This window comes from Comamonas sp. UBA7528, from assembly GCF_002479375.1.
In the GTDB taxonomy this organism is placed as follows: domain Bacteria; phylum Pseudomonadota; class Gammaproteobacteria; order Burkholderiales; family Burkholderiaceae_C; genus Comamonas.
The window spans coordinates 1-24,662 of record NZ_DLMU01000017.1 but is presented as its reverse complement, the minus strand read 5'-3'; the positions used below and the strand labels follow the sequence as shown (position 1 = coordinate 24,662).

Genomic DNA, 24,662 nt, shown 5'->3' with positions numbered 1-24,662 from the left:
AAAGCCGGAAGGGTGGTCTTTCTCTGTCGTCCAGATCAGCCACTGGCTAAGCACCGCCGACCTGGCTGCCTCGCGCCTAGAGAGAGCTGTTTCGCTTCGCATATCGGTACTGTATATGAATACAGTACCGATGCGTCAAGACACGGACATACAGTCGCTGGCCTTCAAAAGTAAAGAGCCCCGGAACCACAGTGGGTGTCGGGGCTCTCTTGTTTGATCAAGCGTTGCGCAAAGGATCAAATTTCTCACCACTGGCGGAGCTTTGGCGGTCGTGTTCGGAAGCCCTTGAATTCATTTGAATTAATTCGATCTTGTAACCGTCAGGATCCGTCACGAAGGCGATCACGGTGCTGCCTCCTTTGACGGGGCCGGCTTCGCGCGTCACGTTGCCACCGGCCGCCTTGATCTTTTCGCAGGCGGCATAGGCGTCGGGTACACCCAGCGCAATGTGACCATAGGCGTTGCCATGGTCGTAGCTTTCGGTGCCCCAGTTATAGGTCAGCTCGATCTCGGCCTGACCCGGGTTGCCGCCTTCAAAGCCCAGAAAGGCCAGTGAATACTTGTACTCGGGGTTTTCCGAGGTACGGATCAGTTGCATGCCGATCACGTTGGTGTAGAAATCAATCGAGCGCTGGAGGTTACCCACGCGCAGCATCGTGTGGAGGAATCGCATAGTCATGCTGCACATTGTGCCTGCAGTCGTCTCATCCATGCTGCGCCAGGGCACCGTCCAAACAAGCAGGCCGCGGCACCGGGGATAAGGTGTCGCGGCCTGATTCAGGTGCTTCGGCGGGGAAGTACTTCACATCTCCATATGCCGACGGTTTATCAGCGCTGTCATGTGACTGGTGTTGCGGCCATCGTCAGCGCCGCTCCCATGGCTGTCAGTGTGCGCCGGGTGCTACAGAAAATGTTGCTTCAAATTTTCAAATTGCCAATCGCTACAGAATTTTGTTTTGCTTATTGAGAATATGCGGTAAAATTTTCTGATGGATGCTTTGGATCGAAAAATTCTGGCGGTATTGCAAACCAATGCACGCGCCAGTCTGCAGGAGGTGGGGCAGGCCGTCGGGCTGAGCGCTTCGCCATGCTGGAGCCGTATCAAGCGGATGGAGGAGGCCGGGGTGATCGAGGGCTACACCGTGCGCCTGAACCCCCAGGCGCTGGGTTTGGCCGACACGGTGCTGGTGATGGTCACGCTGGACAGCCATTCCGACAACACGCTGGAGAAGTTTGGCGAGGTGCTGGCGACCATCCCCGAAGTGGTGGAAGCACACTTGGTGTCCGGTGAGTACGACTATCTGCTGCGTGTCGTGGTCAAGGACACCCGCGATTACGAGCGTCTGTTGCGCGAAAAGCTCTACAAGATCAAAGGTATACGCCACAGCCAGTCCAGCTTTGTGCTGCGTACGCTCAAACGCTCCGATCTGCCGTTGGGCGTGTGAAGAGCAGGGCGTGGGTGGCGTCCGCGCAGACCTCAAGCCAATTGGCTGCCAGCGCCATCCTTGCTTGCCAAGCGTGCTCACAAAAATTTGCAGAAACCGTTCTGCTTGTCATTGCTGGAGTGGGGGGGCTGTGCTGAAATGGCTGCGCGCCGGTCATCGGCGTGATTGCACACAACACACACCATGAAAAACTGCATCGTTCTGTCCGCACTGGTTCTGGCTGCTTCGCTGGCATCTGCTGCCGACAAGGCTCCCACGGCCCAGCAAAACCTGATGGGCACCTGCAATACCGAAGCCACTGGCAAGAAGGGTGATGAACGCAAGGAGTTCATGAAGTCCTGCCTGTCCGACGGCAAGAAGCGCCAGCAGGAACGCATGAAGTCCTGCAATGCCGACGCCACCGGCAAGAAGGGCGACGAACGCAAGGCCTTCATGAGTGAATGCCTGAAAAAGTAAGCGGCGCAGTCGGCTCCCCCACGTCCCCCCACTGCATCCACGGTTGTTCAGGGGGCGGCTATTCTGTCGCCGGAGCGGGAGTGATGCCACTGCCCGCGGGCCTGACCGGGTGTTGTGCGAGGCGGGCAGCAGCCAGCAGAGTGGCCGCCGTGTGCCCCTGACGCGGGTAGAGCGCCCAGCCGCAGCTGGCGGACACCTGGATCACGATGGACGACAGTTCCACCGGCAGCTGCAGTGCACCGATCAGGCGGTTGCACATGATGTGCAGCCCCTCCTCATCCTTCAGCCCTGCCAGCACCACGACCAGCTCATCACTGCGCCCCCGCGCCAGCGTGTCTTCGCCACGCAGGTAGCCGCGGATGCGGTAGGCCACCTTTTCCAGCAGCTCGTCCCCCACACTGCGCCCATGAATTTCATTGATGCGGTGGAAATGGTCGAAATCGATGCTGATTACTGCCAGCTGGGTGCTGTTGCGTTTGGCCGAAGGGATGGCGTGGGCGATGTGCTCGATCAGCAGCAATTCATTGGGTAGACCAGTCACGCTGTCATACAGGGCTTTGTGCTCCAGCGCCAGCTGGGCGCGGGGGTGGAGGCTGACATCGCTGATCACCGCCACATAGTGTGTCAGTCGCTTGTGCTCATTGAGCACCGCGGTCAAGGACAGGCGCTGCGTCCAGTCACTGCCATCGGCGCGGGGCAGAACGACTTCACCTTGCCAGTTGCCATTGGCTGTGACCGCCTGCCAGATGGCCGGCATATTGATGGCCGGCTTGGCACCCTGGTACAGCGCATCGAACGGCGTGTGTACACATTCTGCGCGCGACAAGCCGGTCAGGTGGACAAAGGCAGGGTTGGTTTCCACCACCAAGTGGTTGGCATCAATGACGGCAATGCCTTCGCAGGTGTGGTCAAACACGCTGGCGGCAATGCGCAGCTGCGCTTCGGTGCGTTTGCGCTCGGTCAGGTCATAGGCAAAGCCCACAAAGACTGGCCCGTCCGGGGTATCGGCCTGGCCGATGGACAGGCGCAGCGGGATATGGCGCCCATCCTTGTGCATGCCCAGCACTTCGCGGCCGGTGCCGATGATGCGCCGCTCTCCGTTCTGGTGATAGCGTTCCAGGTAGCCATCGTGCTGCTCCGCCAGGGCGGAGGGCATCAGCAGCTTCAGATTGCGGCCGATGATGTCGTTGGCTTTCCAGCCGAAGATCCGCTCGGCAGCGGGATTGAAGCTTTGCACCAGACCTTGGCCATCGATGGTGATGACAGCATCCACTGCGGTGCTGGCCATGGTCTGCAGACGTGACTCGCTGCGCTGCACCTGCAGCCACAGACCGCGGTAACGCAGTGCCGCGCTGGCCAGCGCCATCAAGCCGAACATCACTGTGCAGATACCGATGACCAGCAAGGCCAGGCCATGGCTGAAGCTGGTATCGTCCAGGCCCGGCTGCACGGTGTTCCCCACAAAGCGGGCTGCCGACATGGAAATGTAGTGCATGCCCGTGATGGCCCCGCCAAGCACCACAGAGGGCAGCACCAACCGCTGCCAGATGGGGCTCTGGCTGCGGTGCACCATGCGGGCCCACAGCACCAGAGCGCTTACGGCCAGCAGCATGGCGACGGCCAGCGAAGTGGCAAACAGCCAGGGGTCGTAGCGCAGATCGGCAGACATGTGCATGGCCGACATGCCGCTGTAGTGCATCAGCGCGATGCCCATGCCCACCACCATGCCGGCCGCCAGCAGCCGGGGCAGGCTGGACTGTGGGGTCAGCAGATGGCGCAGCGCCAGCCAGGACGCTAACAGCCCGGGGAGCATGGATGCCAGGGTCCCGCGCAGGTGGTAATGCACATCCACCGGCAGTTCCAGGGCCAGCATGCCGATGAAATGCATGGACCAGATGCCCAGACCCAGCGTGCCGCAGCCGCAGAGCAACGCCACCTGGCGCTGGAAACGGCCCGGCGCGCGCATGCCGGCTTGCACCAGATACAGCGCCAGCACCGACGCGGCAATCGCCACAGCAATTGACAGAATCACCAGCAAAGGGTCATGCCGCACATGCAGCAAATGCTCTGGCTGGCCTTGCAGCAAAAAGAAATTCGAAAGCAACGCGACTCCTTCGTGCGGTGGCATGTGGGGGGACATGCGACGCGGCGTCCAAGTCCTGCAGCGCCGCACACAGCATGGCTCACACAGTAGTCACAGGCTGGCGGTGCGTGCGCTGCTGCACAGGATCGGGCGTCGCTCAGCAGCAACGGTGCCAGCTTAGGGGTGGGCAAGAGGGCCGCCAATCCCGTCGGGCCGAATGGAGGCTCGGGATGACAATTGGTGGCATTTACCGCGGGACGACGCAGCCCGCACGCAAAAAGGAGTGTGTCAGGCGGCGGCGCGCAGGCCGTTGCGGAAATGCAGCTGCATCGCCAAGCGTGCGCCTTCGCTGTCGCGCTGTTGCAAGGCCTGGAGGATGTTGCGGTGCTCCTGCAGGCTGTCATGGATGCGGCCGGTCTTGAACAGCGACTGGTGGCGGTTGAGTTTCATCACCTTGCGCAGATCATCCACCACCTGGTTGCGCCAGCGGTTGTTGGCCACGGTGAGCAAGGCCATGTGAAAACGCTCGTTGACGGCAAAGAAGTGCTCCGCATCGTCGACGGCGGCCTCCAGCTCATCGTGCAGGGACTGCAGCTCTGCCAGCTGGGCAGGGGTGGCCAGGGTTGCGACCACGCCTGCCGCATCGCTCTCCAGCAAGGAAAGCAGGTGGTACACGTCCTTGAGATCGGTGTCTGAGACCTCGGTCACATAGGCGCCGCGGCGAGGCTTCATGGTCACCAGTCCCTCGGCAGCCAGCACTTTCAGCGCTTCGCGCAGTGGCGTGCGGCTGATGCCGAATTCCTCGGCGATCTTGAGCTCATCGATCCAGCTGCCGGGTTCCAGCGCACGTTGAAAAATGCGCTGCCGCAATTGTTCGGCAACTTCAACATACAGAGCACGGGGGGTAAACAGGGCAGGGGGATGGGACATGGACCGCTAATTGTAAAGGCTCGTCAGTTTCGGTTCGGGTTGTGCATTCATAATTATGAATAATGTACACTCTCGCGCATTGAGCGATTCACTGCAACCTTTTTTGGATCATCGTTTCCCATGAGCCACGATTCCCAAGCCGCGCAGGGCGCAGCCCAGCCTGAAGATTTCACCCAATCCAGCCTGAAAGACTGGGCCAAGGCCGCAGCCAAGGCTGCCCCTGGCGGTGATGTGGAAGCCTTGAATTGGGTTACGCCGGATGGCATCACGGTCAAGCCCCTGTATACGGCCGAGGACACGGCGGCATTGCCCTATACCAATACGCTGCCAGGTTTCGAGCCCTACATCCGCGGCCCCCAGGCCACCATGTATGCCGGCCGGCCCTGGACGATCCGCCAGTACGCAGGCTTTTCTACCGCCGAAGAGTCCAACGCCTTCTACCGCAAGGCACTGGCCGCAGGCGGTCAAGGCGTGTCGGTGGCGTTCGATCTGGCCACGCACCGCGGTTACGACTCCGACCATCCCCGCGTGACCGGTGACGTGGGCAAGGCCGGGGTGGCGATTGATTCGGTCGAAGACATGAAGGTGCTGTTCGACCAGATCCCCCTGGACAAGGTGTCCGTCTCCATGACCATGAACGGTGCCGTGCTGCCGGTGCTGGCCGGCTACGTGGTGGCGGCGGAAGAGCAGGGCGTGAGCCAGGACCAGCTGGCCGGAACGATTCAGAACGACATTCTGAAAGAGTTCATGGTGCGCAACACCTATATCTACCCGCCCAAGCCGTCGATGAAGATCATCGGCGACATCATCGAGTACACGAGCCAGAACATGCCCAAGTTCAACTCGATCTCGATTTCGGGCTATCACATGCAGGAAGCCGGCGCCAACCAGGCGCTGGAGATGGCTTTCACGCTGGCCGACGGCAAGGAATATGTGAAAACGGCCATTGCCAAGGGCATGGACGTGGATGCGTTTGCCGGTCGCCTGTCCTTCTTCTGGGCCGTGGGCATGAACTTCTACCTAGAAGTAGCCAAGATGCGTGCCGCGCGCCTGCTGTGGTGCCGCATCATGAAGGGCTTCGATGCCAAGAACCCCAAGAGCCTGATGCTGCGCACGCACAGCCAGACCTCGGGCTGGTCGCTGACCGAGCAGGACCCATACAACAACGTGGTGCGCACCACGATCGAAGCCATGGCCGCCGTGTTTGGCGGCACCCAGTCCCTGCACACCAATGCACTCGACGAGGCGATTGCCCTGCCCACGGAGTTTTCTGCCCGCATTGCCCGCAACACCCAGCTGATCATCCAGGAAGAGACCCACATCACCAATGTGATCGACCCCTGGGCCGGTTCTTACATGATGGAAAAGCTGACACAGGAAATGGCCGACAAGGCCTGGGCCATCATCGAGGAAGTGGATGCCATGGGCGGCATGACGGCTGCCGTGGATTCCGGCTGGGCCAAGCTCAAGATCGAAGCTGCAGCGGCCGAAAAGCAGGCCCGCATCGACTCTGGCAAGGAAGTCATTGTGGGCGTCAACAAGTACAAGCTGGCCAAGGAAGATCCGGTCGACATTCTGGAAGTGGACAACGTCAAGGTGCGTGACAGCCAGATTGCCAGCCTGAAGGACATCAAGGCCAAGCGTGACCAGCAGGCGGTGGATGCGGCCCTGGCCGCGCTCACGGCGGCGGCAGAAACCGGTCACGGCAATCTGCTGGACCTGTCCATCAAGGCCGTGCGCCTGCGCGCCACGGTGGGTGAAATTTCCGACGCGCTGGAAAAGTCTTTTGGCCGCCACCGCGCTGACACACAAAAGGTGACCGGTGTGTACGCTGCCGCTTACGATTCGGCCGAAGGCTGGGACAAGCTCAAGGAAGAGATCAATACCGCGTCCGGCGCTCTGGGCCGCCGTCCCCGCGTGATGATCGCCAAGCTGGGCCAGGACGGCCATGACCGTGGCGCCAAGGTGGTGGCCACCGCCTTTGCCGACCTGGGATTTGACGTGGACATGGGCCCGCTGTTCCAGACGCCGGAAGAGTGTGCCCGCCAGGCCATCGAGAACGATGTGCACGCCGTGGGTGTTTCCACGCTGGCCGCCGGCCACAAGACCCTGGTGCCCGCCATCATTGCCGAATTGAAAAAGCAGGGTGCGGACGACATCATCGTCTTCGTCGGCGGTGTGATCCCGGCCCAGGACTATGACTACCTGTTCAACGCCGGCGTCAAGGGGGTCTACGGCCCCGGCACGCCGATCCCTGCCAGCGCCAAGCATGTGCTGGAGCAGATCAAGCAGGCCCACAACCTGTAATCTGTCGCTGATACCGAGACAGAGCAAAGGCGATCTGCTGTGACCCCTGAGCAAATGCAAGACGGCATTCTGCGCGGCAATCCTGCCGTGCGGCGCCGCGCAATGGCCAAGGCCATCACCTTGCTGGAATCCTCGCGCCCCGACCACCGCGAGCAGGCCGATGGCTTGCTCACGGCCTTGCTGCCGCATACCGGCAAGGCGTTCCGCCTGGGCATCAGCGGTGTGCCCGGCGTGGGCAAGTCCACCTTCATCGAAGCCCTGGGTCTGTACCTGATCGGGCAGGGGCTGAAGGTGGCGGTGCTGGCCATCGACCCGTCGTCCACCGTGTCCGGCGGCTCCATCCTGGGGGACAAGACCCGCATGGAGCAGCTGTCGATGCGGCTGGAAGCCTATATCCGTCCCAGTCCGTCCAGCGGCACCTTGGGCGGCGTGGCGGAGAAGACGCGCGAGGCCATGCTGGTCTGCGAAGCCGCTGGCTACGACGTGGTGATCGTCGAGACCGTGGGCGTGGGCCAGAGCGAGATTGCCGTACACGGCATGACCGATATGTTCTGCGTGCTGCAGCTGCCCAATGCGGGCGACGATCTGCAGGCGATCAAGAAAGGTGTGATGGAGCTGGCAGACCTGGTGGTCATCAACAAGGCCGACATCGACCCCAACGCCGCCACGCGGGCGCAGGCCCAGATCACGTCCAGCCTGCGGTTGCTGGGCATGCACGGCAACCCCGACCACGCCAGCACCGGCGCACTGTGGCAGCCCCGGGTGCTGCAGATCAGTGCCTTGCTGGGGCAGGGGGTGGAAGGCTTCTGGGCCGCGGTTTCCAGCTTCCAAGACCTGCAGACCCGCAACGGCCGCCTGGCTCAGCGCCGTGAAAAGCAGTCCCTGGCCTGGATGTGGGAGCGCATCGACTTTGGCCTCAAGCAGGCTTTTCGCCAACACCCGCAGGTGCAGGCACTGCTGCCCGCCCTGCAGGCCGATGTGGCCGCAGGGCGCATTGCGGCGAGCACGGCAGCACGACATCTGCTGTCTGCGCAATCCAGTAGTGCGTAGACAGCCCAACCGAATCACAGCAGACGCCGCGCAGGCCGAGCGATACACACAACCCAAATCACGTTAGAGGACAAGCATGCAAGAAGACATCCTGAAGCAGCTGGAAGCCAAGCGAGAACTCGCTCGGCTGGGTGGGGGACAAAAGCGCATCGACGCGCAGCACAAAAAGGGCAAGCTGACGGCGCGCGAACGCATTGAGCTGCTGCTCGACGACGGCACCTTCGAAGAATGGGACATGTTCGTGGAGCACCGCTGCACGGATTTCGGCATGGAAAACACCAAGATCCCCGGCGACGGCGTGGTCACCGGCTACGGCATGATCAACGGCCGTCTGGTCTTTGTGTTCAGCCAGGATTTCACGGTCTTCGGCGGCGCACTCTCCGAAACCCATGCCGAGAAGATCTGCAAGGTAATGGACCAAGCCATGAAGGTTGGCGCTCCCGTGATCGGCCTGAACGACTCGGGCGGTGCACGCATCCAGGAAGGCGTGGCCTCTCTGGGCGGCTATGCCGACGTGTTCCAGAAGAATGTGCTGGCATCTGGCGTGGTGCCCCAGATCTCAATGATCATGGGCCCCAGCGCCGGTGGCGCGGTGTACTCGCCGGCCATGACCGACTTCATCTTCATGGTCAAGGACAGCTCCTATATGTTCGTGACCGGCCCTGAAGTAGTGAAGACCGTGACCCACGAAGAAGTCACGGCCGAAGAACTGGGCGGTGCCATCACCCACACCACCAAGAGCGGTGTGGCCGATATGGCCTTTGACAACGACGTCGAAGCACTGATGATGCTGCGGCGCCTCTACAACTACCTGCCGCTGAACAACCGCGAAAAAGCGCCTGTGCGCATCAGCACCGATCCCGTGAACCGTGCCGAAATGTCGCTGGATACGCTGGTGCCGGAGAATCCCAACAAGCCCTACGACATGAAGGAGCTGATTCTCAAGACCGTGGACGATGGCGACTTCTTCGAGCTGCAGCCCGAATATGCCAAGAACATCCTGATCGGTTTTGCCCGCATGGCCGGCCAGACCGTGGGCATTGTGGCCAACCAGCCCCTGGTGCTGGCCGGTTGCCTGGACATCAAGTCCTCCATCAAGGCCGCGCGCTTTGTGCGCTTCTGCGATGCCTTCAACATCCCGGTGGTCACGTTCGTCGACGTGCCCGGCTTCATGCCCGGCACCTCGCAGGAATACGGCGGCATCATCAAGCACGGCGCCAAGTTGCTGTACGCCTATGCGGAAGCCACCGTGCCCAAGATCACCGTCATCACGCGCAAGGCCTATGGCGGCGCGTACGACGTGATGGCCTCTAAGCACCTGCGCGGCGATGTGAACCTGGCCTGGCCGCACGCCGAGATTGCCGTGATGGGCGCCAAGGGTGCCGTGGAAATCATCTTCCGCGAAGACAAGAACGACCCCGAAAAACTCGCTGCACGCGAAGCCGAATACAAGGCCCGTTTTGCCAACCCGTTCGTGGCCGGCGCACGTGGGTTCATCGACGATGTGGTTCAGCCGCACGAGACGCGAAAGCGCATCTGCCGTTCGCTGGAAATGCTCAAGAACAAGCAGCTGGAAAATCCGTGGCGCAAGCACGGAAACATTCCGCTCTAAGAAGAACAAGAACCAGGAGAACTACACACCATGTTTACCAAGATCCTGATTGCCAACCGCGGCGAAATCGCTTGCCGCGTGATCGCCACCGCCCGCAAGATGGGCATCCAGACCGTGGCGGTCTATTCCGACGCCGACAAGGATGCCCGCCATGTGAAGCTGGCCGACGAGGCCGTGCACATTGGTGCCGCGCCCAGCCGGGAGTCCTATCTGCTGGGCGACCGCATCATCGCCGCCTGCAAGTCCACCGGCGCCCAGGCCGTGCACCCCGGCTACGGCTTCCTGTCGGAAAACGAAGCCTTTGCCAAGCGCTGCGAAGACGAGGGCATTGCCTTCATCGGCCCCAAGGCGCATTCGATCGCGGCCATGGGGGACAAGATCGCCTCCAAGAAGCTGGCTGGCGAGGCCCAGGTCAATACCATTCCGGGCTACAACGACGCCATCGAGAATGCGGAAAAAGCCGTCGGCATTGCCCAGAGCATCGGCTACCCGGTGATGATCAAGGCTTCCGCCGGCGGCGGTGGCAAGGGCCTGCGCGTGGCCTACAACGACAAGGAGGCACTGGAAGGCTTTACCGCCTGCCAGAACGAAGCCCGCAACAGCTTTGGCGATGACCGCATCTTCATCGAGAAGTTTGTGCAGGAGCCGCGCCACATCGAAATCCAGATCCTGGGCGACAGCCACGGCAATGTGGTGTACTTGAACGAGCGCGAATGCTCCATCCAGCGCCGCCACCAGAAGGTGATTGAAGAGGCGCCCAGCCCCTTCATCAGCGATGCCACCCGCAAGGCCATGGGCGAGCAGGCCGTAGCCCTGGCCAAGGCCGTAAAGTACCAAAGCGCCGGCACCGTGGAGTTTGTGGTCGGCAAGGACCAGGATTTCTACTTCCTGGAAATGAACACCCGCCTGCAGGTGGAACACCCCGTGACCGAATGCATCACCGGCCTGGATCTGGTGGAGCAGATGATCCGTGTGGCCGCCGGTGAAAAGTTGGCGTTCACCCAGGAGGATGTGAAGCGCGACGGCTGGGCCATCGAGTGCCGCATCAACGCCGAAGATCCGTTCCGCAACTTCCTGCCTTCGACCGGCCGTCTGGTGCGCTTTCAGCCTCCCGAGCAGACCATGTGGCAGGCCAACACCCAGAGCCTGCAGGGCGTGCGCGTGGACACCGGCGTGTTCGAAGGCGGCGAGATCCCGATGTTCTACGACTCGATGATCGCCAAGCTCATCGTGCACGGCAAGGACCGCAATGACGCCATTGCCAAGATGCGTGAAGCCCTGAACGGCTTTGCCATCCGCGGCATCAGCTCGAACATTCCGTTCCAGGCTGCGTTGCTGGCACACCCGGATTTCGTCTCGGGCAAGTTCAACACCGGCTTCATCGCCCAGCACTATGCCCACGGCTTCCATGCCGAAGACGTGCCGCACGCCGATCCGGATTTCCTGGTCGCTCTGGCCATGTTCCGCAACCGCCGCTACCGCGCTCGGGCATCGACCATCACCGGCCAGATGCAGGGCCACCAGGTGCATGTGGGCCACCAGTACACGGCGGTGATACTGGGTGCAGAAGGCAAGCACCAGTACGTGAGCGGAGAGGTGACTGACTTTGACGCCGAAGCCCGTGTATGCAACGTGGTGGTCAACGGCAAGACGTACGAGATGCGCAGCAACGCCGACATCCGTGACCTGGTGGTGCGGGGCAGTTGTAACGGCAAGCCCTTCACCTGCCAGATCGAGCGCGGCACGGTCAAGAACCCGTTGGCTCTGCGTGTGATCCACAACGGCACGCAAGCCGACGTGCTGGTGCTGTCGCCCAAGGGCGCCACACTGCACCAGCTCATGCCCTACAAGGCTCCGCCAGATCTGTCCAAGTTCCTGCTCTCGCCCATGCCCGGACTGCTGGTCGACGTGGCAGTGCAACCCGGTCAGAAGGTGCAAGCCGGTGAAAAGCTGGCGGTCATCGAAGCCATGAAGATGGAGAACATCCTGTTTGCCGTACAGGACGGCGTGGTGAGCAAGATCAGCGCCGCCAAGGGCGATTCGCTGGCCGTGGACGACATCATTCTGGAATTCGAATGATGGCGGCAGACGTGGCGGTGCCGACATGGCGTTGCGCCGCCACGTTCTGGTCTGTGTGATGGGCCCGCGTGGTTGGTACCGCGCGGGCTTTTCATCAGGCACACTCGGAAGGTAACAACTGGTTGCAGTTAAGCTCTGCAATATCCGTCAAAACCACCTTCCGCGCACCCGGTACTTGCGCAAGCAGCTATGTATTTGAAAGCCCCTTTGGCCACCTTATCGTCGTCCACCTCCAGCCGCAGCCCTGGTCAACGCCTGCAACGCACGCTGCTGTCCCTGGTCAGTGCCGTGCTGCTGGCCGATGCCGTGGTGCTGATGATGTGGAACCACTTCAATGTGGGCGTGGTGGTGCCGGGGGCGCTCGGAGCCGTGGGTGCCTTGCTGGCTTGGCTGTGGCCGGAAGTACAGCGCTGGCGCCATAGCAAGCGCAGCCATGCAGCTCTGTGGAAATGGGGCTGGATCCTGCTGGCACTGTGGGTGCTGAGCGTGCTGGTTTTCTGGAGCCGCTTGCTGGGCATCGGCGTGGCCCCCGCGCAAGTGCCGACAGTGGAGGCTATCGTGGTGCTGGGCAGTGGCACGCAGGATGGCCGGCCGCGCCCGGTCCTGCAGGAACGTCTGGACACGGCTGCCCAGTTGGCGCGCCTGCAACCCATGGCCTTGATCGCCGTGTGCGGTGGCATCGACTGGGGTGAAACCGAAAGCGAAGCCGCCGTGATGGCCCGCTATCTGATGGAGCGCCACAGAATTTCCCCTGAGCGTCTGGTGATGGAAGGCGAAAGCACCAGCACCGAATTGAATCTGCAACTCAGCCGCCCGCTGCTGCAAGAGCGCGGCGTGGACGCCACTGCGCCCATGGCCATGGTCAGCAGCGACTTTCATTTGATGCGCGCCATGGGCATGGCCCGCCAGCAAGGTCTGACCGGCATGGTGCCCGTGGCTGCGGCCACCCCTCTGGCCACACGCTACAACGCCTGGCTGCGGGAATACTTCGCCATGCTCAGCAGCTGGGCGCTGGGCGAGGTGTGAAGGCGAGGGCGGGGCGTATTGTGATTTCTTGAATCAAATGGCGGCCTGTACGGAACAGGAAAGTACAGGCCGCTACCCATAAGGAGTATTTCATGACTGCAAACATCCGCCCTTTCAAAGTGCTGGGCATCCAGCAGGTCGCAATCGGCGGCACCGACAAGGGCCGCATGAAGAAGCTGTGGGTGGACATGCTGGGTCTGGAGCAGACCGGCACCTTCCAAAGTGAGCGCGAGAACGTGGACGAAGACATTCTCGCCATGGGCAAGGGTGCCATGAAGGTGGAAGTGGACATCATGCAGCCCATGGACATCGAGAAAAAGCCTGCCGTGCACGCCACGCCGCTGAACCACATCGGTCTGTGGATCGACGACCTGCCCAAGGCCGTGGAATGGCTGACCGCCAACGGCGTGCGCTTTGCCCCCGGCGGCATCCGCAAGGGAGCTGCGGGCTATGACATCACCTTTCTGCACCCCAAGAGCAACGACGAATTCCCCATTGCCGGAGAGGGCGTGCTGATCGAACTGGTACAGGCGCCTGCGGACGTGATCGCTGCGCTGAGCTGATAGGCCGAACCAGCTATACGCAAGACACCGCCATGCGCTGGATTGCCATTTTTACCGACACGCCAGCCATGCTGGCGGTGCGTGCGCAATGGGGCAACGCACATTTGGCGTATCTGGACCAGCACCGCGATGAAATCGTGCTGGCTGGAGGTTGCCGCCACAGTCCCGAGGGCGATTACGTTGGCGGCCTGTGGATTCTGGATGTACCCGACCGTGCCCGGGTCGTGCAACTGGTCGAGCAAGACCCGTACTTTATCTACGGTGCCCGCCAGTACGAACTGCGCACCTGGGGCAAGGCGTTTGCCGACAGGGTGGAGCAGCTCTAACCGGGTTCTGCGGCCGCAACACAAGAGGCCGTAGCGACATGTGACGTCATCAGGGCGAGCGTGGCTCAGCCTTGCCGCATCACATGGCGCAGGTCGCATTGCAGCAACCATGCGCTTCAGTTCTTGACCTTTTCCAGCCCCAGCCGCTCGATGATGACCTTCTCGCGCTGGCTCACATCGCGGGCAAATTGGGTGTACTGTTCGCTGCTCATGTAATTGGGCAGCATGTCGTACTTGGCCAGGGCATCGATGGAAGACTTGTCCTCCAGCGCCTTTTTGAAGGCATCGTGCAGCTTCTTGATCACCTCGGGTGGTGTGCCCTTGGGGGCCACCAGGCCGTAGGGTGAGGTCTGGACGATATCGATGCCCAGTTCCTTGAGCGTGGGAACATTGGGAAAGCGCTCCATGCGCTTTTCGCCCCAGACATTCAGCAGCTTGGCTCTGCCTGATTCCACATAGGGCACGAAGGCGCTGCTGTCGGCCGCGGCCATCACATGGCCGCCCAGCAGGGCCTGGGCCAGATCGGCGCTGCCTTTGAAGGGCACATGGGTCAGCTGGATACCTGCTGCTTCGGCAATGCGCTCCATGGTCAGGTGCGGACTGGTCAGGTTGCCGCCTGCAGAGCCATAGGTGATCTTGCCGGGGTTGGCCTTGGCATATGCCACAAAGTCCTGCCAGCTGTTGAACGGGCTGTTGGCGGGCACTGTCAGGCCAAAGGTGTAGCCCGTCAGATTGATGATGTAGCGCAGATCCTTGAGGGGATCCCAGCTCATCTTCTGTGTATAGCCCATGCGGAAAATGCCCAATGGCGACTGGCCGATGGTGTAGCCATCAGGCGGCGACATCTGCACCGTGGTTGCGGGCAGGGTTCCGCCGGCACCGGGTTTGTTTTCCACCACGATGGGCTGGCCCAAGGTCTTGCCAGCATGCTCGGCGATCACGCGCATGGTGATGTCGGTGGGCCCGCCGGCCGGGAAGCCGACCTGCAGCTTGATGGGGCGGGATGGGAAATTGTCCGCAGCATGCGCTGCAGACAGACCCGCACAGGTGGCCAACACACAGACCGACTTCCAAACCCAGCGTGGCATACAGACTCCTTGGGTGCCGTGGCACCTGATTCAGTAGAGAAGGGGGATCGCTTTGGGTTTGTTTGTGCAGCAAAGGCTTTGGCATCACCAGGGTGCGAACCCTAGGGCGGAAGCGGGTTTGCTGCTGCGGATTGGGCATCCACGCAGGGGGCGTGACTGATCTTGGGGCATGCCGCATGTGAAATACCGCGGACCCTTTGGCCTGGCCGCTGCATTCCGCTGCGCCACATCAAGGCTGTGTGGTCCGGCTATTCCTCATCCATCATCCGCGCTGCCTGGTTGTGCAGTGCCGATTCTGCACGGAAGTAGCCCAGCACCGTGGCCACGCTGTGGTGGCCGGTCAAGGCCATGGTTTCGGGCAGCGGTACATTGCGGCGTCCAGCCTCGGTCACAAAACCGGAGCGCAGTGAATGCGCGGAGAAATCACCTTCCACCCCCGCGAGTGCGCAGCGCTCCTTGACGATGGTGCGCACCGCAGCGGGCGACAGCGGCTCGCCCACATGGCCGCCCTTGCGTATGCGGCGGAAGATGGCGCCGTCCACGATGCCACTGGCCGTCAGCCATTCCTGCAGCGCTGCGCCGGCCGCACCCAGCACCGGCTTGTGGTTGTCGGGTGCGTCCATGCCTGACTGGTTGGTTTTGGAGTGGGCGAGGGTGTAGAGGTATTCCTGCGGCGCCACCCGGCGCAGGTGGAGCATTTCTGCCTGTGCCACCTCGGAGCGGCGGCGCCCGCCGCTGGCCCAGGCAAACAGCAGCAACGCCCGGTCACGCTTGCCACGCAGGCTGTCGTCACAGGTCGCCAGCAAAGCGCTCAGCACCTCCTTGGTGATGGCCGCTTTCTTCTGTGGCATGGCGCCACGTTTGGCGTAGGCCTTGCGCGTGCGCGCCATCAGCTCGCGCACATGCGCGTCCTGGCATGGATTGGGCCAGTCCTGGCTCTGGTGGTACTTGGACAGCACCGCCACACGGTGCACCAGTGTGTTGTGGGAGAGGGCGCCCGTGCGGCCCTTGTGCCCTGCCTGCACCAGCGCATGGTCCACGGTTTCCGGCAGCTCGCAGCGCAGGCCGGTGGGCGTCTGGCGCTCGGCATGGTCCACGATGAACTGCAGCACGTGCGCCACATCCGTTGGCCAGACCATGTCTTCGCCATAGCGCAGCCGGTGCCAGGCCTGCCAGTAGCGCAGGGCGCTTTGGTAGCTGGCACGGGTATTGGCGGACTCACCTTCGGTCAACAGGTCTTTGATGGCGCTGACGGTGGCATGGCCCAGTTGCACGGGTGCTTCCACCCCTTTTGTAGCGCCTGAAACGGGATATTGCATATGTATGATGTAGTGTTTGTTATATTTAATACGTTACATGTATGTTGTTATATAATAATATTTATCAAATCACGATAACAATCACTTATCGATGGTAATTGAAAAGGATGAGTGCATGAACACCAGCAAAAGTACGCGAGGAATCCAGGAAGCCGATGTATGGGGTGCCGCAGATGCCTTGATCGCCCAGGGGTTGCGTCCCACGATCGAGCGTGTGCGCCAGCACATTGGCCGGGGGTCGCCCAATACCGTCAGCCCCATGCTGGAAGCCTGGTTTGCCACGCTGGGCGCCCGCCTGGGGGTGGCGGAGTCTGCCCAGGAGCCGGCAGACGACGTGCCGGAACCGGTGCGCCAGGCGGCGCAGCTGATGTGGGTGAGCGCACTGGAGCAATCCAAACAGGCGGCAGAACAGCTGCTGCATGAACGCGAATTGGCCATTGCGGCGGCCGAGAAGACGGTCGCGGCCAATGAACAGCACCTGGTTCAGCGCGAAGAAGCCATGCACCAGCAGAAAAAAGCCATGGACGACGCCATGAAACTGGCGCGCAGCCAGGCACAGGAGCTATCGCGCCGCCAGGACGAAATGCAGCAACTGCTGCAGGAGCGTGAGTCGCAGATCCAGGCACTGCGCAACGAAGTGGCCGAGAAGAACCGCCTGCGTGAAGAAGACCACAAGCAACACGCCGAAGCACTGCAGGCCGCATCTGCCGAACGCCAGCGTCTGGCCGAACAGTTCGCCGGCAACGAACGTCGCATGCTGGCCGATCTGGACCGTGCGCGACAGGACCTGGCTACAGGCAAGAAGCAGCAGGCGGAGGGCGAACGCCGGCAGCAGGCCCGCTACGAAGAACTGCACGAGCGCTTTCTGCGCTCGGAAGAAGATCTGGTGCAAACGCGCGGGGCGCAGCTGTCGGCCGAACAGGCCTTGCGCTCGGCCCTGGAGCGCATTGACGATCTGAAAGCCTTGGCCGCCATACGCAGCCAGGTGGCGCAGCAATCGCAAGCGTCTCTCCATCCTTTGGCCGATGCGGCAGCCACACGGCCACGTTTGGCACGGGCCCCGGCACGCAAAAGCCTTCCTGCGCGGGCCCTGCGGAAAAACCGGAAATGAACCGCCCAGGGCGTGCTGGACACCCCTGAGCTTCCAACCTGAGGGCTCAGAGGAAACGCATCACGGAGAAAACAGCGCCTGAAAATTTTCTTCGGCGTCTGGCTTCTGCTAGTTCAGAGCAACAAAGTGACTTCCACAGTCGCCGCACACAATGTTCAGGTTGGGCCGGCCCCAGACGCTGAGCTTCGGGCACCCGCCGCATATGTATTTGATGCGGTTCGACTTGTTGGGGACGGCCTCGGGGGAGGAGGGCAGCTCGCCAGCAGCAACTTCTGCGATGGGTTTGCGGCTGGGTCCACCAGGGCGAACCGCACCCGCCAGGGCAGGGTTGTCTTTGATGGGGGCTGAAGCGCCGGTGACACCGACCAACTGCGCGGACACGGTGTTTTGCCCCAGCTGCACATGCTCCTCGGAGGGAAAGCGGTCGTACCAGCTCAACGAAAAATCACTGGTCAGAAGCGATTCACAGGCAGCCAGAAAGCGGCCACCGGCAACAGGGTAGTCGGCCATCATGTCCCCGGTGCGCTTGCCGCCAGGCTGGCCGGTGGAAGAGGGCATCAAGCCTATGGACTCCATCTTCTGTGCCCACTGCTCGTTGTGGTAACGCCCGCGACCTGGCTGGCCGAAGTGCTGCTGCCAGAGATGGGCCATCTCGTGCACCAAGGTCTGCATGGTTTCCACCAGCGGGACAACCGCAAAGTAGGAGGGATTGATGGCAATCTCGTCGGTCGTTGCTCCTTCGAGTGACGCAAATCGCGCGGCCGAGAAATACCCCACAGTGCGCTTCTCCCGCTGGAGCGTCAGGAGGCAGTGGGGCAATCTGCCATCAAAGAGCGCTTCATTGAAATGGTCATAGGCCTGCTGCAACTCGGAGTAGGTTTGGTGTGTCGGAGCAGTACCCGGCATGGAGTTGGACATGAGAGGTTTGTATTGTGCAATACAAATCCACACAGACATCTGACTGAACGGGTGGAGGAGGGGGCCATCCCGCATGCGCTTGCAGATGCCAGGCCATCGTGGTGCGGCACGCAGGTCGGGCCCAAACGCAGCAAGACATGCGCGCCTGCAGTGACTTTCATGCCACACGAAACGACCGTCACAAACAGTACTTATCTGTTGCTTAGAGTTTCCGCAGCGGTTGCAGAACGCCACCGCCATTCCCTTTGATCAGTTCAGTTCGTATCTCGGCAATGAAAACTCAAAAAGCGCGCTCGCGCACTCTGGCACTCGTGGTTGGCACATTCGTCGCCTCTTCTTCCAGCCTGGCCTTGGCACAATCCTCCATCACCATTTTTGGTGTGGTGGACGTCGGCATCACCAGCGCCAAGTCTGGCAACAACAGGCTCAATGCATTGAACTCCAGCCAGGGCAAGACCAGCCTGATTGGCTTCCGCGGTACGGAAGACCTGGGCGGCGGCAACCGTGCGGAGTTCTGGCTCGAAGGCGGCCTCAACCCCGACACCGGCGCGGGCGGCAGCAGCGGCTCTCTGGCTTTCGAGCGTCGCTCCACCATCGGGCTGTCCAACAAGTCGTGGGGTGAAATCCGTCTGGGTCGCGATTACACCCCCAGCTACAACATCTTCACTGCCTTCGGCGGCCCCGACACCACCACCGGCGTGCAGGCCAACCTGTTCCAGACGATCCGCCAGACAGCCTATAACGCTGCCAGCCAAAGCGGTACGGTCGATCGCACGCGCATCAGCAACTCCGTGAGCTACCTGCTGCCCCGCGACCTGGGCGGCTTCTACGGCCAGTTGTCGGCATCCTTCGGTGACGAAAATACTTCCAACTCCGGCGCAAGCAAAGCCCGCAAGTACGTCGGTGGTAGCCTGGGCTATCGCTCCGGCCCGCTGAATATGGGCATCGGCTACGGCAAGATGTCCGGAACCCGCGCGGTCACCACACCCAGCGCCATCGCTGCAACCAGCGATCTGGACGACTTGGCTCTGGGCGCTTCGTACAACTTCGGCAGCTTCGTGCTCAGCGGCGGATACAACCGCCTGAAGTGGGAGCCCATCGGCACCGGAACATCCGGCAAGGTTGACGGTTACTACCTGAGCGGCGCCCTGCCTCTGGGCCCGGGCAATCTCCGCCTCAAGTACGCCAGCGCCAAATTCAGTGGAAATGCCACGGCGCTCACCCGCAGCGGCGGCAAGGCTGACAAGTATTCGATCGGATACGTCTACGACCTGTCCAAGCGCACCTCGCTGTACGGCGGTGTGGCGCATGTCAGCAACAAGAACGGCGCCAGCGTGGGCCTGATCGGCGGCCCCGCAGGTGTTGCCAACGCCAGCTCGAGCGGCGTGGACCTCGGCATCAGCCACTCGTTCTGAACGCACACAGCGTCTTTCAATAGCGAATCTTCAGGTTGGAACAGGCCCTTGCCCCGCAGGGCCTGTTTTTTTGGCCTCCATCTTTTCTCAAGCCATACCCCCCATGCGCCACCTCACTTCTTCCTCCTGCCTGATGGCCGTGACCGCCGCCGTGGCTGCCTTGCTGAGCGCCTGCGCCGACACCAGCCCACACCATGTCGCTGGCGCCGAAACGGTCACGCAGACCACCGGCGTCGGCAGCATCAGCGCCATCGTCACGCGCCAGGACGTCCAGTTCGACGACCGGTTCTATTTCCCCTATGAAGGCCGTCACCCCGCCACCAAGGCCGATTTCCCCAAGGGCTTTCTGCCGGCCTATGGTTCCGGCCTGGCATTGAAGGGCAGGCGCGCTGACGGCACGCTGGAGTTCTACGCCATCACCGACCGCGGCCCGAACGCGACCACCGGCCCGGTCACGCAGATCACCGACGGCTCCAACGCCACGGGCTTTGCCAGTTCCACGGTGTTTCCTTCGCCCAATTTCACGCCGTCCATCGGCGTGATCACCCTCGGCAAGGATGGTGCCAAACTCGTCTCGACCCTGCCCATCAAGTTCAGCGCCACACAGAACGCCAATGGCCGCGTGCAGCCACGTGGCATCACAGGCAACACGGGCGAGCAGGTTCTGGACGACTCCTTCACCTATCCCGGCAATGCCACAGGCTACAGTGAATTCGGTCTGGATACCGAATCCGTCGTGGTGGATGCTGCACGCAATGTGCTGTGGGTGTCCGACGAATACGGCCCCTTCATCGTGAAAATCGACCCGGTTACCGGCATCATCCAGAAAAAATACAAACCCGGCACCGGCGCTGCCGATCTGCCAGTCATCCTCGCCAAGCGCCGCGTCAACCGGGGCATGGAAGGGCTTAGTATCGATGCGGCCAGCGGCAAGCTGCACGGTTTCCTGCAAAGTCCGCTGGACGACGGCAAGGCCGACTACACCACTGCAGCCGTTCCCGGCGCGACCGGCAAGTCGGAAAACGTGCGCGACTACGCCCGCTTTGTGCGCTGGGTGGAGTTTGACCCCACCACCGAGAAAACCCGTCTGTTCGCGTTGCCCGTGGACAGCAGCTGGTACAGCCAGGGCAAGACCGGCAACGCCAAGCTCGGTGATGTGGTTTCGCTGGGCAAGGGGAAGTTCATCGCCATAGAGCAGGGCTCAGGCAAAGACAAGAAGGTCTTTAACGATCTGGTGCTGATCGAGTTTCCAGCCAACGCGACCGATATCACTGCACTGGGCTCCGACCTGGAAAAGAGCAGCCTGACCGGCAAGCCCGTCCAGGGCGCGGACTATTCCAAGGTCGTGACGCTCAAGAAGACCCGGCTCTTCAATTTGAACGCCACCGGCTGGGTGGCCGAGAAGGCCGAGGGCCTGGCGCTGGTCGATGACCACACCTTGGCGCTGACCAACGACACCGACTTCGGTGTTTCGCTGGCCGTGCTGGACGCAAGCGGCAAGGAGATCGAAGGCTCCGACGTCACCAAATGCATGGTGGACGCCGACGGCAAGATCGTGAACGACGGCAAGTGCGCCAAAGGCGCGGCAAGCCTGCGCTTTACCACCAACGACGTCAACGATCGCGCACAGCGACTGTGGACCTTCAAGTTCAGCAAGAAGTTGAGCGAATACGGCGCGCTCTGAACGGCAGCCGTTGTATAAGCAACGGAATGCGCCCCGTGGCAACGCGGGGCGCATTGTTGTTTGCAGCAAATCCGTTTGAAGCGATCCATGAGGGGCGATCGTGTGTCCGGGGTTCATGGCTGCGCACCGGCAGATGCGCGAAACCGCTGTCGTGACCCCGGCCGCTACAGAGGGCTTGCGCGAATACCGCATTCCCGCCGGCCCGCTGGATGAGACGCTGAACCGCTTTGGCCGCGATTCCGGCCTGCTGCTGTCCTTCACCCAGGGGCAGGTGCAAGGCCTGCGCAGCCCGGGGTTGCAGGGCCGCTTCACCGTTGCAGCCGGTTTGACCGCATTGCTCCGTGGTTCTGGCTTGGAGGCAAGAGTGCAGTCCCACGGCGGATATGTCCTCAGTCGTGTGCCGCAGGTGACCGAAGCTGGGTTGGCAGAGGTGCGTGTCACTGCCAATGCCGACCGTGAAAGCCCCTGGGCGCCGGTGGCCGGCTGGGTAGCCACCCGCGCGTCCACGGCCACCAAGACCGATACATCGCTGCTGGAGACCCCGCAGGCCGTCTCGGTGATCACGAGTGAGCAGATGCGCGATCAGGCTGTGCAGAGCACAGCCGAGGCGCTGCGCTACACAGCTGGGGTTCGCACCGACTACAGCGGGGCGCAGAACGCGGGCAACGCCTTGATGCTGCGCGGCTTTACCACTTCGGGCCAGGGCGGGGCGTACCTGGATGGCATGCGTGTGCGCACCGTGGGCTATTGGGCGGAGGAGCCTTTTGGCCTAGAACGCCTGGAGTTCTTCAAAGGGCCCACGTCGGTGATGTTTGGCCAGTCGGCCGTGCCCGGGGGCGCGGTCGCCATGGTGTCCAAACGCCCCACGCAAGACCAGCAGGGTGAGCTGGAACTGTCCACGGGCACTGGCAACCGCAAACAGGTGGCCATCGATGTGGGCGGCCCCTTGGCCGAGGAAGGCAACCTGCTGTATCGCTTTGTGGCCCTGGCGCGCGATGCCGACATGTACGTGGACAACTTCAAGGATGACCGCCTTTACATTGCACCCAGCCTGACCTGGAAACCCGATGGCAGCACGCGTGTGACACTGCTGTCGTCCTATCAGAAGAACTGGGCCAACTTCACCAGTCTCATCCCGTATGCGGCCGTGGATGGCAGCAGTCCCTTCGGGCGGGTACCGATGGCACGGGACATCGGTGCTCCTGGGTTTGATGGCGATACCAATGTATTGGCTTCGCTGGGTTACGAGGTCGAGCATGCATTCAACGACCACTGGACCGCGCAGCAGAACTTTCGCCATTCATACGGCCACAGCGATATGCGGTTTGTTTACCGTACGAGCGGGCTGCTCAGCGGCACGACCATCAACCGCTCCTACGACCTGCGGGACATGACGGCGCGCAACACCACGGTGGACAACCAGCTCAAAGGCCGCTTTTCCACGCAGGCGGTAACTCACAACCTGCTGCTGGGCTTGGACTATGCGCGCTACGAAGGCGACTCCCGCACCCAGACCGGTGCCGCACCCAGCCTGAACCTGTTTCAGCCGGACTACAGCAATGCCGTGAACACATCGGCCTTCACCTATCGCTCCAGCCAATTGGAGACGACCACGCAGATGGGCGTGTATGCCCAGGACCAGCTGCGCTGGAACCGCTGGGTGGGTACGCTGGGCGTGCGACATGACCGGGTCTCGACCCGCATCGATGACCGGTTGGCCAATGCTGTACTGACAGACCGTGACTGGACTGCAACCACTTCACGCGCTGGGCTCAATTACGTCTTCGACAACGGGTGGGCGCCGTATGTCAGCTATGCGCAGTCCTTCAACCCGGTGTCGGGAACAACCTCGCCTGCGCGCGGCAGTCGGCCGTTCGATCCCGAGCGCGGCGTGCAGCGAGAGGTCGGCATCAAGTTCCAGCCGACTGGCGCGCGCAGCTTTTTTACGCTGGCTGCCTTTGACTTGCGTCGACAAAACGTCAGCACCCTGGATCCGAACAACACCAGCTACAGCGTGCAGACGGGTGAAGTGCGTGCGAAAGGGGTAGAGCTGGAAGGCGTGGGCCAGATCACGCGCAACCTGAAGATGGTGGGCGCATACAGTGTGCTGGACATCGAGACAACCAGGGACAATACCGCCTCCAACATCGGCAAGAGTCCGGCACGGGTGCCGGCGCATCTGGCATCGTTGTGGCTGGACTATGCCTTCACCGATGGACTTGTCGACGGCTTGAGCATCGGCCTGGGCGCACGCTATACCGGTTCCTCTTGGGGCGATGCGGCCAACACCTTCAAAGTGCCCGCCTACACCTTGATGGACCTGGCTCTTCGTTATGACCTGGCTCGTGCCAATCCGGCATGGAAAGGCTGGAGCGCGAGCGTGAATGTGCGCAACCTCAGCAACCGCTATTACGTGGCCGCCTGCGCGTTTGCGCTGGGCTGTAACCTGGGGGAGGGGCGTACGGCCATTGCGCGTCTGAGCTACAAGTGGTGATGGCCAACTACCGCTAGCAATCTCTCACTTGCACTTCATGGGGCGCGGGCAAAGCCGTTGCAACGGCGTGGCGCTTGGAGATGCGCCTTCGTGATTGGCAGGCAGCGTGGGTGTGGGACACCCTGCAAATCCGGTGCATGGAGGGACCAGTCCCGCAATTGGGGCTGCTCAATCTTGGCGGCGCGCATGAGCGCGCCGATCCTGAGAATGCCGATTGTGTTCGGAGTTCGGGGATGTGTATGGGGCTGGAGAGGTGCAAAGCGGCTCACTCACATGGGCTTGAACATGCAACTGATGAACTTGAACTTGACCAGCTGAGTTGAGCCGTTTTGCATTGGCTGATTGCATGGACCGTGCGTCAACAGTTTTTGAGGATTCCATGAAAATAATACGATGTGTATTATGTTAAATAACATCACAGCCAACACATCGTATGTGGCAGATGCGGCCCTCGTACACGCAACTAAATTTGATGCTATTTTTCAAGTAAATTTGATGCTAGTTGGCTTAGCGAAGCACCTGCTCAATTTTTGTGAACGATGATACTTCTTACTGCTTTCAAATCTGCTACGCAAGTAAAAGCCTTGTGGCTAATGCAGGATTGCTGGGCTGGCGTACCTAACTCTTCGTGCGAATGCGAGCCCAACCGCGATATGGAGACCGTCTGATCCACTCATGCGCTGGCCATGCGCGACAAACTAATCGTTTTTTGCACGGCGACAGGCCGAGCAACGGTGAATCGACCAGCTTTTTCTA

General features: G+C 61.5%; 19 protein-coding genes. 13 read left to right on the top strand and 6 right to left on the bottom strand.

From position 1 onward, the window contains the following. Positions 1 to 217: 217 nt before the first annotated feature. On the bottom strand, positions 218 to 673 hold the full coding sequence (gloA, locus tag B3349_RS20500) for a lactoylglutathione lyase (RefSeq protein WP_272971194.1): 456 nt from the start codon (positions 671 to 673) through the stop codon (positions 218 to 220). Between the two features lie 316 nt (positions 674 to 989). On the opposite strand from gloA, the gene B3349_RS20495 reads away from it, so the two are divergent. Then, positions 990 to 1,445, top strand: a complete 456-nt coding sequence (locus tag B3349_RS20495; protein WP_066534222.1) for an Lrp/AsnC family transcriptional regulator — start codon at positions 990 to 992, stop codon at positions 1,443 to 1,445. Positions 1,446 to 1,628: 183 nt separating this feature from the next. Continuing rightward, on the top strand, positions 1,629 to 1,901 hold the full coding sequence (locus B3349_RS20490; RefSeq protein WP_291591557.1) for a PsiF family protein: 273 nt from the start codon (positions 1,629 to 1,631) through the stop codon (positions 1,899 to 1,901). A 58-nt stretch (positions 1,902 to 1,959) separates the two neighbouring features. Here B3349_RS20490 and B3349_RS20485 read toward each other — a convergent pair whose 3' ends face one another. After that, a complete protein-coding gene (locus tag B3349_RS20485; protein ID WP_291591554.1) occupies positions 1,960 to 4,005 on the bottom strand; it encodes a sensor domain-containing diguanylate cyclase in 2,046 nt (681 codons plus the stop codon). Between the two features lie 267 nt (positions 4,006 to 4,272). Further along, positions 4,273 to 4,914 (bottom strand): GntR family transcriptional regulator, encoded by a 642-nt coding sequence (locus B3349_RS20480; protein ID WP_291591552.1) that lies wholly within the window; start codon positions 4,912 to 4,914, stop codon positions 4,273 to 4,275. A 120-nt stretch (positions 4,915 to 5,034) separates the two neighbouring features. On the opposite strand from B3349_RS20480, the gene scpA reads away from it, so the two are divergent. From scpA to B3349_RS20445, 7 genes are all read left to right on the top strand, one after another. Next, the gene (scpA, locus tag B3349_RS20475; RefSeq protein ID WP_291591550.1) at positions 5,035 to 7,221 is read left to right on the top strand and encodes a methylmalonyl-CoA mutase; all 2,187 of its coding nucleotides are present in this window, start codon (positions 5,035 to 5,037) and stop codon (positions 7,219 to 7,221) included. A 39-nt stretch (positions 7,222 to 7,260) separates the two neighbouring features. Then, entirely contained in the window at positions 7,261 to 8,271 is a 1,011-nt protein-coding gene (gene meaB, locus B3349_RS20470) for a methylmalonyl Co-A mutase-associated GTPase MeaB (RefSeq protein WP_066534211.1), read from the top strand. 76 nt (positions 8,272 to 8,347) lie between these two features. Beyond that, a complete protein-coding gene (locus B3349_RS20465; RefSeq protein ID WP_066534210.1) occupies positions 8,348 to 9,883 on the top strand; it encodes an acyl-CoA carboxylase subunit beta in 1,536 nt (511 codons plus the stop codon). A 30-nt stretch (positions 9,884 to 9,913) separates the two neighbouring features. Next, positions 9,914 to 11,962: an acetyl-CoA carboxylase biotin carboxylase subunit gene (locus B3349_RS20460; protein WP_291591546.1), complete on the top strand. Its 2,049-nt coding sequence runs from the start codon at positions 9,914 to 9,916 to the stop codon at positions 11,960 to 11,962. 207 nt (positions 11,963 to 12,169) lie between these two features. Then, complete coding sequence (locus B3349_RS20455) at positions 12,170 to 12,988, top strand: YdcF family protein (protein WP_291591544.1); 819 nt, start codon at positions 12,170 to 12,172, stop codon at positions 12,986 to 12,988. Positions 12,989 to 13,080: 92 nt separating this feature from the next. Continuing rightward, complete coding sequence (locus B3349_RS20450; protein ID WP_291591542.1) at positions 13,081 to 13,551, top strand: VOC family protein; 471 nt, start codon at positions 13,081 to 13,083, stop codon at positions 13,549 to 13,551. 32 nt (positions 13,552 to 13,583) lie between these two features. Next, positions 13,584 to 13,877 carry a YciI family protein gene (locus tag B3349_RS20445; protein ID WP_291591539.1) on the top strand — a complete coding sequence of 98 codons (294 nt, stop codon included), beginning with the start codon at positions 13,584 to 13,586 and terminating at the stop codon, positions 13,875 to 13,877. Between the two features lie 116 nt (positions 13,878 to 13,993). Here B3349_RS20445 and B3349_RS20440 read toward each other — a convergent pair whose 3' ends face one another. Together B3349_RS20440 and B3349_RS20435 are read right to left on the bottom strand one after the other, a co-directional pair. Further along, positions 13,994 to 14,965 carry a Bug family tripartite tricarboxylate transporter substrate binding protein gene (locus tag B3349_RS20440; RefSeq protein ID WP_291591538.1) on the bottom strand — a complete coding sequence of 324 codons (972 nt, stop codon included), beginning with the start codon at positions 14,963 to 14,965 and terminating at the stop codon, positions 13,994 to 13,996. Between the two features lie 248 nt (positions 14,966 to 15,213). After that, complete coding sequence (locus tag B3349_RS20435; protein ID WP_414646953.1) at positions 15,214 to 16,284, bottom strand: site-specific integrase; 1,071 nt, start codon at positions 16,282 to 16,284, stop codon at positions 15,214 to 15,216. Positions 16,285 to 16,399: 115 nt separating this feature from the next. Between B3349_RS20435 and B3349_RS20430 the strand changes: the two genes are divergently transcribed. Continuing rightward, positions 16,400 to 17,395, top strand: coding sequence for a DNA-binding protein (locus B3349_RS20430; protein WP_291591534.1), 996 nt, complete (start codon positions 16,400 to 16,402; stop codon positions 17,393 to 17,395). A gap of 108 nt (positions 17,396 to 17,503) precedes the next feature. Here the strand turns inward: B3349_RS20430 and B3349_RS20425 are convergent, their stop codons facing one another. Further along, the gene (locus tag B3349_RS20425) at positions 17,504 to 18,313 is read right to left on the bottom strand and encodes a SprT-like domain-containing protein (RefSeq protein WP_291591532.1); all 810 of its coding nucleotides are present in this window, start codon (positions 18,311 to 18,313) and stop codon (positions 17,504 to 17,506) included. A 272-nt stretch (positions 18,314 to 18,585) separates the two neighbouring features. On the opposite strand from B3349_RS20425, the gene B3349_RS20420 reads away from it, so the two are divergent. The 3 genes from B3349_RS20420 (at position 18,586) to B3349_RS20410 (ending at position 23,906) form a co-directional block, all read left to right on the top strand. Beyond that, the gene (locus tag B3349_RS20420; protein WP_291591530.1) at positions 18,586 to 19,728 is read left to right on the top strand and encodes a porin; all 1,143 of its coding nucleotides are present in this window, start codon (positions 18,586 to 18,588) and stop codon (positions 19,726 to 19,728) included. A gap of 103 nt (positions 19,729 to 19,831) precedes the next feature. Continuing rightward, positions 19,832 to 21,412 carry an esterase-like activity of phytase family protein gene (locus B3349_RS20415; RefSeq protein ID WP_291591529.1) on the top strand — a complete coding sequence of 527 codons (1,581 nt, stop codon included), beginning with the start codon at positions 19,832 to 19,834 and terminating at the stop codon, positions 21,410 to 21,412. 133 nt (positions 21,413 to 21,545) lie between these two features. Then, positions 21,546 to 23,906 (top strand): TonB-dependent siderophore receptor, encoded by a 2,361-nt coding sequence (locus B3349_RS20410; protein WP_291591527.1) that lies wholly within the window; start codon positions 21,546 to 21,548, stop codon positions 23,904 to 23,906. Positions 23,907 to 24,662 lie beyond the last annotated feature (756 nt).

Excerpts from the sequence above, each read along its gene's own strand:
- B3349_RS20450 (WP_291591542.1), top strand. The coding sequence starts at position 13,081 with ATGACTGCAAACATCCGCCCTTTCAAAGTGCTGGGCATCCAGCAGGTC.
- B3349_RS20430 (WP_291591534.1), top strand. The coding sequence starts at position 16,400 with ATGAACACCAGCAAAAGTACGCGAGGAATCCAGGAAGCCGATGTATGG.
- B3349_RS20465 (WP_066534210.1), top strand. The coding sequence starts at position 8,348 with ATGCAAGAAGACATCCTGAAGCAGCTGGAAGCCAAGCGAGAACTCGCT.
- B3349_RS20495 (WP_066534222.1), top strand. The coding sequence starts at position 990 with ATGGATGCTTTGGATCGAAAAATTCTGGCGGTATTGCAAACCAATGCA.
- scpA (WP_291591550.1), top strand. The coding sequence starts at position 5,035 with ATGAGCCACGATTCCCAAGCCGCGCAGGGCGCAGCCCAGCCTGAAGAT.
- B3349_RS20445 (WP_291591539.1), top strand. The coding sequence starts at position 13,584 with ATGCGCTGGATTGCCATTTTTACCGACACGCCAGCCATGCTGGCGGTG.
- B3349_RS20420 (WP_291591530.1), top strand. The coding sequence starts at position 18,586 with ATGAAAACTCAAAAAGCGCGCTCGCGCACTCTGGCACTCGTGGTTGGC.
- B3349_RS20440 (WP_291591538.1), bottom strand. The coding sequence starts at position 14,965 with ATGCCACGCTGGGTTTGGAAGTCGGTCTGTGTGTTGGCCACCTGTGCG.
- B3349_RS20490 (WP_291591557.1), top strand. The coding sequence starts at position 1,629 with ATGAAAAACTGCATCGTTCTGTCCGCACTGGTTCTGGCTGCTTCGCTG.
- B3349_RS20410 (WP_291591527.1), top strand. The coding sequence starts at position 21,546 with ATGCGCGAAACCGCTGTCGTGACCCCGGCCGCTACAGAGGGCTTGCGC.
- gloA (WP_272971194.1), bottom strand. The coding sequence starts at position 673 with ATGCGATTCCTCCACACGATGCTGCGCGTGGGTAACCTCCAGCGCTCG.
- B3349_RS20480 (WP_291591552.1), bottom strand. The coding sequence starts at position 4,914 with ATGTCCCATCCCCCTGCCCTGTTTACCCCCCGTGCTCTGTATGTTGAA.
- B3349_RS20460 (WP_291591546.1), top strand. The coding sequence starts at position 9,914 with ATGTTTACCAAGATCCTGATTGCCAACCGCGGCGAAATCGCTTGCCGC.
- B3349_RS20425 (WP_291591532.1), bottom strand. The coding sequence starts at position 18,313 with ATGTCCAACTCCATGCCGGGTACTGCTCCGACACACCAAACCTACTCC.
- B3349_RS20415 (WP_291591529.1), top strand. The coding sequence starts at position 19,832 with ATGCGCCACCTCACTTCTTCCTCCTGCCTGATGGCCGTGACCGCCGCC.
- B3349_RS20435 (WP_414646953.1), bottom strand. The coding sequence starts at position 16,284 with ATGCAATATCCCGTTTCAGGCGCTACAAAAGGGGTGGAAGCACCCGTG.